The sequence below is a fragment of the Streptomyces sp. CA189 genome (genome assembly GCF_056428985.1).
The window spans coordinates 1-9,506 of sequence record NZ_JBWJVM010000143.1; the positions used below are offsets into that span (position 1 = coordinate 1).

6 protein-coding genes are annotated in these 9,506 nt (G+C 72.5%); 3 read left to right on the forward strand and 3 right to left on the reverse strand.

Going from position 1 to position 9,506, the window contains the following annotated elements; all coding sequences use genetic code 11:
• Positions 1–631 precede the first annotated feature (631 nt).
• Positions 632–1,081 carry a PTS sugar transporter subunit IIA gene (locus AC061S_RS43740; protein WP_478691457.1) on the forward strand — a complete coding sequence of 150 codons (450 nt, stop codon included), beginning with the start codon at positions 632–634 and terminating at the stop codon, positions 1,079–1,081.
• Positions 1,082–1,155: 74 nt separating this feature from the next.
• Positions 1,156–2,826, forward strand: coding sequence for a phosphoenolpyruvate--protein phosphotransferase (ptsP, locus tag AC061S_RS43745; RefSeq protein WP_478691458.1), 1,671 nt, complete (start codon positions 1,156–1,158; stop codon positions 2,824–2,826).
• Between the two features lie 77 nt (positions 2,827–2,903).
• On the opposite strand, the gene AC061S_RS43750 is transcribed toward ptsP, so the two are convergent.
• Both AC061S_RS43750 and AC061S_RS43755 read right to left on the reverse strand, forming a co-directional pair.
• Positions 2,904–3,821, reverse strand: a complete 918-nt coding sequence (locus AC061S_RS43750) for a hypothetical protein (protein WP_478691459.1) — start codon at positions 3,819–3,821, stop codon at positions 2,904–2,906.
• A gap of 70 nt (positions 3,822–3,891) precedes the next feature.
• Entirely contained in the window at positions 3,892–5,871 is a 1,980-nt protein-coding gene (locus AC061S_RS43755; protein ID WP_478691460.1) for an acetoacetate--CoA ligase, read from the reverse strand.
• Positions 5,872–6,119: 248 nt separating this feature from the next.
• Here AC061S_RS43755 and AC061S_RS43760 point away from each other — a divergent pair, with 248 nt between their 5' ends.
• Positions 6,120–8,600, forward strand: a complete 2,481-nt coding sequence (locus tag AC061S_RS43760) for a glycoside hydrolase family 31 protein (RefSeq protein ID WP_478691461.1) — start codon at positions 6,120–6,122, stop codon at positions 8,598–8,600.
• A gap of 41 nt (positions 8,601–8,641) precedes the next feature.
• Here the strand turns inward: AC061S_RS43760 and AC061S_RS43765 are convergent, their stop codons facing one another.
• On the reverse strand, positions 8,642–9,160 hold the full coding sequence (locus AC061S_RS43765) for an NUDIX domain-containing protein (protein WP_478691462.1): 519 nt from the start codon (positions 9,158–9,160) through the stop codon (positions 8,642–8,644).
• Positions 9,161–9,506 lie beyond the last annotated feature (346 nt).

Here is a 9,506-nt window from a genome sequence, read left to right on the forward strand (position 1 = left end):
CGACCTCACAGGTCTTTTTCAAAGGAACCTCATCCACCGAAATGGACGGGGTATCAACTTTTTGGCGTTGATTTTTGGCACGCTGTTGAGTTCTCAAGGAACGGACGCTTCCTTTGTACTCACCCTCAGTAATAATTACTGGGGCTTTCCTCCGGGCTTTCGTTCTGTTCTTGCGTTTCAGACTCTATCAGAGTCCGTCTCGCTTGTTTTCCGCCTTCGAGGTCATCCGCTTTCGCGTTTCCCTTTCCGGCGAGTCCGACTCTATCAGTCCTTTTCTTTCCCTCTGACCACTCTCCGTTTTGCCGAATAGGCATGCGGAAAGACGTCGAGATCAAGATTCAGAACAAGAGAGAGGAGGAGTCCCGTCCATCGGCCGTTCGCGAAATGTTCACGCGAGGCTTCCTGGCGGGAGTCACGACAGTACAGGTCCGCCCGGGCCCAAGCAAATCGATTCAGGCGTATGGTCTAGTCCACCGGTCTAGTCCACTAGTCTCCGTGCCGAAGGACCAGTCCGGATCGGGACCAACATCGGGCGAACCCGAACATCTTGTGACTTATCCTTCTGGAGAGTACGCCGTTCGCGACAGGTAGTGACGGCGACACGAAGAAGCCCCACCCCTGGGAGGCCCCCATGACCAGCGTGACGTCCCCACTTGCCGGGACCGCCATCGGACTCGCGGCAGTGCCCGATCCGGTGTTCTCCGGCGCGATGGTGGGACCGGGCACCGCTATTGATCCTGTGCGCGAGCCTTCGGAGGCGGTGTCCCCCGTAGACGGTGTAGTCGTCTCCCTGCACCCGCACGCGTACGTCGTCGTCGACAGTGAAGGCCACGGTGTGCTCACGCACCTGGGGATCGACACCGTTCAGCTCAACGGCGAGGGCTTCGAGCTGCTCGTCAACAAGGGCGACACCGTGACCCGCGGCCAGACCGTCATCCGCTGGAACCCTGCTGCGGTCGAGGCCGCCGGCAAGTCCCCCATCTGCCCCGTCGTGGCGCTGGAAGCGACTGCCGACTCCCTCACCGACGTCGTCGAGGCCGGAGACATGAAGGCCGGAGACGTTCTCTTCGGCTGGCAGTGACGCATCCGCCTGCTCGGGCGAACCGGACATCCAACGCGGCGGGTGGACCCGCCGCTCAATCGGAGACAGGTGAAATGGAGACAACGCTGCGAGGCGTCGGCGTGAGCCACGGTGTGGCGATCGGCGAGGTTCGGCACATGGGCACGGCGGTTCTCGAACCGCCGGCGAGGCAGATCACCGCGGACGAGGCAGAGCGCGAACAGGGGCGCGCCCGTCAGGCCGTGGAAGCCGTATCGGCCGACCTGATCGCCCGGGGCCAGCTGGCCGGTGGCGAGGCCCAGCACGTGCTCGAGGCCCAGGCGATGATCGCCACGGACCCCGAGCTCATGGCGGACGTCGACCGGCGCATCGCCGTCGGCAGCACCGCCGAGCGCGGTGTGTACGACGCGTTCGCCGCCTACCGTGACCTGCTCGCCGGTGCCGGTGAGTACATGGCCGGCCGTGTGGCCGACCTGGACGACGTGCGCAACCGCATCGTCGCGCGCCTGCTCGGCGTGCCGATGCCGGGTGTGCCCGACAGCGACGAGCCGTACGTGCTGATCGCGCGGGACCTGGCTCCCGCCGACACCGCTCTGCTCGACCCGGCGCTGGTCCTCGGTTTCGTGACCGAGGAAGGCGGCCCGACCAGCCACAGCGCGATCCTCGCGCGGGCGCTGGGCGTGCCGGCCATCGTGGCGCTGCCGGGTGCCGGTGAGATCGCCGAGGGTACGGTCATCGCCGTCGACGGCAGCACCGGCGACCTGTTCGTGGAGCCGAGCGCGGCGAAGCGGGCCGAGCTGGAGGCCGCGGCCGCCGAGCGCAAGGCCGCTCTCTCCTCGTCTTCCGGTCCGGGCGCCACGTCCGACGGGCACAAGGTGCCGCTGCTGGCCAACATCGGTGGTCCGGCGGACGTGCCGGCTGCCGTCGAGGCCGGGGCCGAGGGTGTGGGCCTGTTCCGCACCGAGTTCCTCTTCCTGGACGACAGCAAGCACGCGCCGACCGAGGAGAAGCAGGTCGAGTCGTACCGCAAGGTCCTCGAAGCCTTCCCCGAGGGTCGTGTCGTCGTACGCGTTCTGGATGCCGGCGCCGACAAGCCGCTGGACTTCCTGACCCCGGCCGACGAGCCGAACCCGGCTCTGGGTGTCCGTGGTCTGCGTTCGCTGCTCGAGCACCCGGACGTGCTCCGCACGCAGCTCACCGCGCTGGCCAAGGCCGCTGCGGGACTGCCGGTCTACCTCGAGGTCATGGCTCCGATGGTGGCCGACCGCATCGACGCCAAGGCGTTCGCGGACGCCTGTCGCGAGGCCGGTCTGCAGGCGAAGTTCGGTGCGATGGTGGAGATCCCCTCCGCCGCGCTGCGGGCGCGCTCGATCCTCCAGGAGGTCGAGTTCCTCTCGCTGGGCACCAATGACCTGGCCCAGTACGCCTTCGCCGCGGACCGTCAGGTCGGCGCCGTTTCGCGGCTGCAGGACCCGTGGCAGCCCGCGCTGCTCGACCTGATCGCCATGTCGGCCGAGGCCGCCAAGGCCGAGGGCAAGAGCTGCGGCGTCTGTGGCGAGGCGGCCTCCGACCCGCTGCTTGCCTGTGTGCTCACGGGTCTGGGAGTCACCTCTCTTTCGATGGGTGCCGCTTCCATTCCTTACGTGCGGGCGACGCTCGCCAAGTACACCCTCGCGCAGTGCGAGCGTGCGGCTGCCGCCGCGCGTGCCTCGGACAGCGCCGAGGAGGCCCGTGTGGCCGCCCAGGCTGTGCTGTCCGGCGAGTAGGACGGGAATGCACCGAGGGGCCTTCGCCGGTGGCGGGGGCCCCTCGGCCGTTGCCGGGTGGGCTGCGTCCGCCCGGCTCAGTGGTGCGGGCCCGGTTCGTCCACCTCGTAGCCCGGGCAGTATTCGACGCCGGGCTCGGGGCCCACGGGGTCTCCGGTGTCGGCGTCGGTGCAGTAGGCGTTGAAGACGGCCGCCGCCGAGAGGGGTACCAGCCGGCCGCGGTCCAGGCGCCAGCCGTGGACGCGGTCCCGGTCCCCGTCGGTGGTGCTGCGCAGGACCAGTCCCCCGGGTCCGCCGAGGGCCAGGCCCGCGGCGAGGACGGTCACGAAGTCCAGGCCGTCGCGGCCGTCCACCCGGGGCCGGCCGCCGGGGCCGGTGTCGGCGTGGAGTACCGCCACGAGCTGTTCCTCCTGTGCCGGGACGCTGCACACCAGGTGGTGGTGGCCCGGGCCGGCCCGGTCCACCAGGCGGCGGAGCGCCTCGGCGGCGCGCTCGAAGGAGGCGGTGCCGATGTCCTCCCCGCAGTCGGCGCAGCGGCCCACTTCGGCCAGCAGCAGGCTCGCGTACTCCCAGGTGGCCTGCCGGACGGCCGCGTCCACGAGGAGCGGGACCAGTTCGTCGATGGGCTGGCCGGCGTACGGGAGGCTGCCGGTGGCGCCGCCCAGTTCGGCGGTGAAGCGGGTGCGGGCCCCGGGAGTGTCCGGATCGAGTCCCCGGTCCGCGCAGAACTCGGCGTACTCCTCGGGGTCGAAGAGGGCGACGGTCGTGTGGATTCCCTGGGCCGCGAGGGAGCGGAGCAGGCGCTCCACGTGATCCAGGTAGTCGCGGTGGTCGTCGAAGGTGAAGCTGCGGTACCCGCGCATGGCCGCGAAGTCCCCGGCGTCGGCCAGGAGGCCGACGGTGCTGGGGACTTCGCGGCGCAGGGTGCGGCGCCTGCCGGTGCGGGCCGGACGCCCCGTGGTGGCGGCGGTTCCGGTGTCGTTCGAGCGTGGCATGGTTCCCCCTGAGTGAAGCGATCGCCTGCTCACTCAGAGTAATCATCGCCACTGACAGTGGCCGTTCGCGTCAGCCGCGGGTGCGGGCGAGCTCCTCGTAGAAGGGCAGGAGGTCGAGGTTGTCGACCGAGCCGGGGTTGACCGCCTTGGCCATGGGGGCGCCCTGGAGGAGGCGCTTGACCGGGACCTCGATGCGCTTCCCGGTGAGGGTGTGGGGGATGCCCGGGACCTCGATGATCTCGTCGGGGACGTGGCGCGGGGAGAGCTCCTCGCGGATGGTCGCCTTGATCCGGGAGCGGAGGGCGTCGTCGAGGACGGCGCCGGGCGCGAGGTGGACGAAGAGCGGCATCCAGTACCCGCCGTTCGGCTCTTCCAGGCCGATGACCAGGGATTCCTTGATCTCAGGCAGTCGCTCCACGGCCTCGTAGATGTCCGCGGAGCCCATCCGGACGCCCTGGCGGTTCAGGGTGGAGTCGGAGCGGCCGTGGATGACGACCGAGCCGTGGTCGGTGATCGTGATCCAGTCTCCGTGGCGCCAGACGCCGGGGAACATCTCGAAGTAGCTGTCGCGGTAGCGGCTGCCGTCGGGGTCGTTCCAGAAGTGGATCGGCATGGACGGCATGGGGTTGGTGACGACGAGCTCGCCGACCTCGCCGGTGACGGGCTTGCCGGAGGGGTCCCAGGCCTGGAGGTCCGTGCCCAGGCAGGCGGCCTGGAGCTCGCCGATGTGAACCGGAAGGGTGGGGACGGCGCCGGCGAAGCAGCTGCAGACGTCGGTGCCGCCGCTGACGGAGGCGATCCAGAGGTCCTCGGCCACCTCGTCGTGGAGCCAGCGGAAGCCGTCGGGCGGCAGCGGGGACCCGGTGGTGGCCACGCACTTCACCGCGGAGAGGTCGAAGTCGCGGGAGGGGTGGACTTCCGCCTTGCGGCAGGCCATCACGTAGGCGGCGGAGGTCCCGTAGAGAGTGGCCTTCGTCCGCTCCGCGATGCGCCATTGGGCGCCGGTGTCGGGGTAGCCCGGGCTGCCGTCGTAGAGCACGACGGTGGTTCCGGTGAGGAGGCCGGAGACGAGGAAGTTCCACATCATCCAGCCGGTGGAGGTGTACCAGAAGAAGCGGTCCTCGGGGCCCAGATCGCAGTGGAGGCCGAGCTGCTTGAGGTGTTCCAGGAGGATGCCGCCCTGCGACTGGACGATCGCCTTGGGCAGGCCGGTGGTGCCGGAGGAGTAGAGGACCCAGAGCGGGTGGTCGAAGGGGACCGGTTCGAAGACCGGCTCCGTGTCGCCCGAGGTGAGGGCTGCCCAGTCGAGGGCGCCTGCGGGGGCCGGCGTACCGAGGAGCGGGATGTGCACGACGGCGCGCAGCGAGGGGAGCTCGGCGCGCAGTTCGGCGACGGTGTCGCGGCGGTCGTGCTCCTTGCCGCCGTAGCGGTAGCCGTCGACGGTGAAGAGGACCACCGGCTCCACCTGCTGGAAGCGGTCCAGGACGCTGCGGGCGCCGAAGTCGGGGGCGCACGAGGTCCAGACGGCGCCGACGGCGGCGGTGGCGAGGAGGGCGGTGACGGCCTCGGGGATGTTGGGGAGGTAGCCGCTGACCCGGTCTCCGGGGCGCACGCCCAGGGCGCGCAGTTCGGCGGCGAGCGCGCCGACCTGGCGGCGGAGCTCGGCCCAGGTGACGGGGGTGGGCTCGTGGGTCTCGTCCACGTGGAGCAGGGCCGCGTCGGCCGCGCGGGCCGGGTCCTCGGCGGCGCGCAGGGCGTGCTCGGCGTAGTTGAGGGTGGCACCCCTGAACCAGGCCGCGCCCGGCATGGACCGGTCCGCGAGGACGGCCTCGTACGGGGTGGTGAAGCGTACGTCGAACCACTCGGCGACGGCCTGCCAGAAGGTGTCCAGTTCGTCGACGGACCAGCTGTGCAGGGCCGGGTAGCCGCCGTCCGCGGGGGCGCCGTGGTGTTCGGCGGCCCAGGCCTGGAAGGCGGTGATCCGGGCCGCGGCGATCCGGTCGGGGCCCGGGGACCAGAGGGGCTCGGAGGGGGTGGCTGCTGCGGTCATGCGTCGGCTCCCGGTCACGTCTGCGGTTCGCGCTTCGTGGGCGTGTCGTGGTGTGCGGTGTGGTCTGGCGTCTGTGTGCGTACGGTGCCATCGCGCGCGGGGTGTGCGCACGGGGGCTCACAGGGACGATGCCATGTGATCGACATCCGCACCAGAGCCGTCATCGGCGGTCGGCTGTGATCCTTTTGCGGGTGAACGGCAGTTGAACGGCGCCTTCTGGGCCAGGTGGCGGTGGCAGGGTGGGCGCCATGGACGGTCGTGGGCTGGTGCGTGCGGTGAAGGACCTCGGCGGCGAGCGGGGGCGGCGCGCCTGGCGCTCGGCCTGGCGCAACCGGCGCGTGGACGCGGCGGGGCTCGCACCCCGGGGTGCGGAGCGGGCGCGGGTGCCGGGTCTGCTGACCGGTACGGAGCCCCTGCCGGGCGGTGGGGTGCTCCGGTTCACCCGTTCGGAGCTGCTGGTCCGGGTCACCGTGGGCGGGGCGGTGTTCTGGGGCTGGGACGGGGCCGCGCCGACGCCCTCGTACGCGGTGGTCGGCAGCGGGCCGGAGCCCGATCCGCGCGCCGTGCTGGAGCCGGACACCGACGGCGGCTGGCGGGTGGTGTCCGAGCGCGTGACGGTGGCGGTGTCCCGGCACGGGGCGGTGGAGGTCCGGACACCCGGCGGGACGGTGCTCCGGCGGGATCTGCCGCCGCGCTGGTGGGAGCCGGTGCGGGGGCGCTCCGCTGGGGTTGAGGGAGATGCGGCCGGGCCGGGAGGCGTCGGTGTAGCCGGTGGGGTCGGTGGGGACGGGACGGCCGGTGGGGCGGACGGGGCCGGGAGTGCGGGTCGCATCGGGGCAGCGGGCGGAGGCAGGGGTGCGCGGTGGCTGCTGCGGAGTGAGGTGGCGGCGGACGCGCGGGTGTTCGGACTGGGCGGGCGGGCGGTGGGGCCGCGGTTGCGGGACGGGAGCTACCGGCTGTGGAACACCGATCCCGAGGGCGGGTTCGGGTCCGGGTCCGGTGAGGAAGCCCTGTACCTCACGATGCCGGTGCAATTGGTGGTCGCGGACGCGGGCACGCACCTGGTCTTCCACGACAACTCCTGGGACGGCCGGGTGGTGTTGCGGGAGGGCGAGGAGGGCGCGGGCTCGGGGGCGGACCGGCCCGGCTCCTGCGAACTGCGCATGGAGGGCGGGGCCTTGCGGTGCTGGGTGCTGGTGGGGCCGCCCGGGCGGGTGCTGCAGGGCTGGTCCGGGCTGACGGGCGGGGCGGCCGTGCCGCCGGAGTGGGCGCTCGGGTACCAGCACGCGCGGTGGGGGTTCGGGAGCGCGGCGGAGGTGCGGCGGATCGTGGCGGGGTACGCCGAGCACGGGCTGCCGCTGTCGGCCGTCCATCTGGACATCGACCACTACGACGGCCACCGGGTCTTCACCGTGGACCGCGAGCGGTTCCCCGATCTGCCGGGGTTGGCGCGGGAGTTGGCGGACGGCGGCGTCCGGCTGGTCTCCATCGTCGACCCGGCGGTGAAGGCCGGCGATCCGGTGCACGTCTCGGGGCTCGCGGTCGGCGCGCACGGGGCCTTCGTACGGGACGCGGCGGGGCGGGAGGTCCGGGGCGAGGTGTGGCCGGGCGAGTGCGCCTACCCGGACTTCACCGATCCCGCGGTGCGGCGGTGGTGGGGCGGGCTGTACGAGGAGCGGCTCGCGCAGGGCTTCGCCGGGGTCTGGCACGACATGAACGAGCCGGTCTCCTTCGCCGCGTTCGGGGACCGGACGCTCCCCCGTTCGGCGCGGCACGCGCTGGACGGCGCCGGCGGGGACCACCGGGAGGCGCACAACGTGTACGCCCTCGGCATGGCGCGCGCGGGCTGGGAGGGTCTCGTACGGCTGCGGCCGGCCGAGCGGCCGTTCCTCTTCTCCCGGTCGGGGTGGGCGGGGATGCAGCGGTACGGGGGCACGTGGTCCGGTGACGTGGAGAGCAGCTGGGACGGTCTGCGGGCCTCGCTGGCGCTGGTCCTGGGCCTCGGGCTGTGCGGGGTGCCGTATTCGGGGCCGGACGTCGGCGGCTTCTGGGGTTCGCCCTCGCCGGAGTTGTACCTGCGGTGGCTGCAACTGGGGTCGTACCTGCCGCTGTTCCGGACCCACTCGGCGATATGGGCGGGACGGCGGGAGCCGTGGGAGTTCGGGGAGGAGACCACCCGGGCGGCGCGGGCCGTCCTGGCGGAACGGGAGCGGCTGCGCCCGTACTTCGTGACGCTGGCCCACCTGGCGCGGCGGACGGGGGCACCGTACGTACGGCCGTTGTGGTGGGGGGCGCCGGAGGACCGGGCGCTGCGGGACTGCGAGGACGCGTTCCTGCTGGGTGACGCCCTGCTGGTGGCTCCGGTGCTGGAGTGCGGGTCGGACCGGCGGGCGGTGCGGTTGCCGCGCGGGCGGTGGTACGACACGGCGACGGGCCGGGCGTACGAGGGTCCGGGCCAGATCCTGCTGGACGCCCCGGCGGACCGGATCCCGGTGCTGGCGCGGGCCGGCTCGCTGCTGCCGGTGCGGGCGGCCGACGGGTCGGTGGCCCTGGAGGCGTGGGCCCCGGCGCGGGGCCGCACGGGCGGCGGGGTGGTCATCCGGGACCCGGGGCCGGGCTTCGAGCCGGGCGAGGTGGAACGGTACGTGGTGCGGTGGGCCGGGGACTCGGTCGTGGTGGAGAACGAGGCCGGGGAGCGGGTGGACGGGGTGGTGCTGCGGGGGCTTTGAAGTGGAGGGGGTGGGGGCGGGAGTGGCTGGGATCGGCGGCCTCAAGCCGAGTGCGTGTACCTGCCCTCGAACCACGCCCCGGCGGCCTTCGTGTGGAGCGGGAACGCCAGCTGCTCCGGGCCGCGCAGGACGTGCCAGCCGGTGGTTTCGTTCGTCGGGGCCGATGCCGGGAGGGAGGCGGCGGGGCGGACGGGCAGGAGGCCGAAGACGAGCAGGTGGCCGGCCGGGGAGCTGAGGGTGTCGGCGAGGGCGACCTCGGAGGCCGGGGCGTGGATCCCGGTCTCCTCGCGGAGTTCGCGGACGACCGACTCGCGCCAGTCCTCGCCGAAGTCCATGAAGCCGCCGGGCAGGGCGATGCCGCCGAGGGCGGGCTCGATGGTGCGGGTGATGACCACCAGGCCGGTGCCGAGCTCGTCTTCGACGGGGAGCAGGGCGACGGCGACCGGGAGGGGGTTGCGGTAGGCGACCGCGCCGCAGGCGGGACAGGTACGGGGCCAGTCGGCCGTATCGAACAGGGCTCCACAGGCGGAGCAGTGCGAGTCCTTCTGGTGCGCCGGCATGCGGCGATGGTATGCCAAGGGGTATGTGGACGGCGGTCGTTGCGGGATGGATGGGCGCGCTGGGAGTACTGGCGGCAGTGGTCACGCCGGGGGCGGTGGCTGCGCCGGGAGCGGTGGGCAGTCCCGGAGCGGTGGGCAGTCCCGGAGCGGTGGCTGCGGCCGGGGCGGCGGCGGTGTCTGCTGCCGCGCCCGCGGCTGCGGCCGTGCCCGGAAGCGCGGCCGTGCCCGGGACGGGATTCGGGCCCATGGCGGGCGGGCCCGGGGCGGGATTCGGGTTCGGGACGCGCGGGTCCGAGGCGGACCGGTCCAGGGCGGGCGGGCCCGGGGCGGGATTCGGGTTCGGGGC

Bases quoted from the DNA above. Each gene is read 5' to 3' on its own strand.
- AC061S_RS43740 (WP_478691457.1), top strand. From the start codon at position 632: ATGACCAGCGTGACGTCCCCACTTGCCGGGACCGCCATCGGACTCGCG.
- ptsP (WP_478691458.1), top strand. From the start codon at position 1,156: ATGGAGACAACGCTGCGAGGCGTCGGCGTGAGCCACGGTGTGGCGATC.
- AC061S_RS43750 (WP_478691459.1), bottom strand. From the start codon at position 3,821: ATGCCACGCTCGAACGACACCGGAACCGCCGCCACCACGGGGCGTCCG.
- AC061S_RS43755 (WP_478691460.1), bottom strand. From the start codon at position 5,871: ATGACCGCAGCAGCCACCCCCTCCGAGCCCCTCTGGTCCCCGGGCCCC.
- AC061S_RS43760 (WP_478691461.1), top strand. From the start codon at position 6,120: ATGGACGGTCGTGGGCTGGTGCGTGCGGTGAAGGACCTCGGCGGCGAG.
- AC061S_RS43765 (WP_478691462.1), bottom strand. From the start codon at position 9,160: ATGCCGGCGCACCAGAAGGACTCGCACTGCTCCGCCTGTGGAGCCCTG.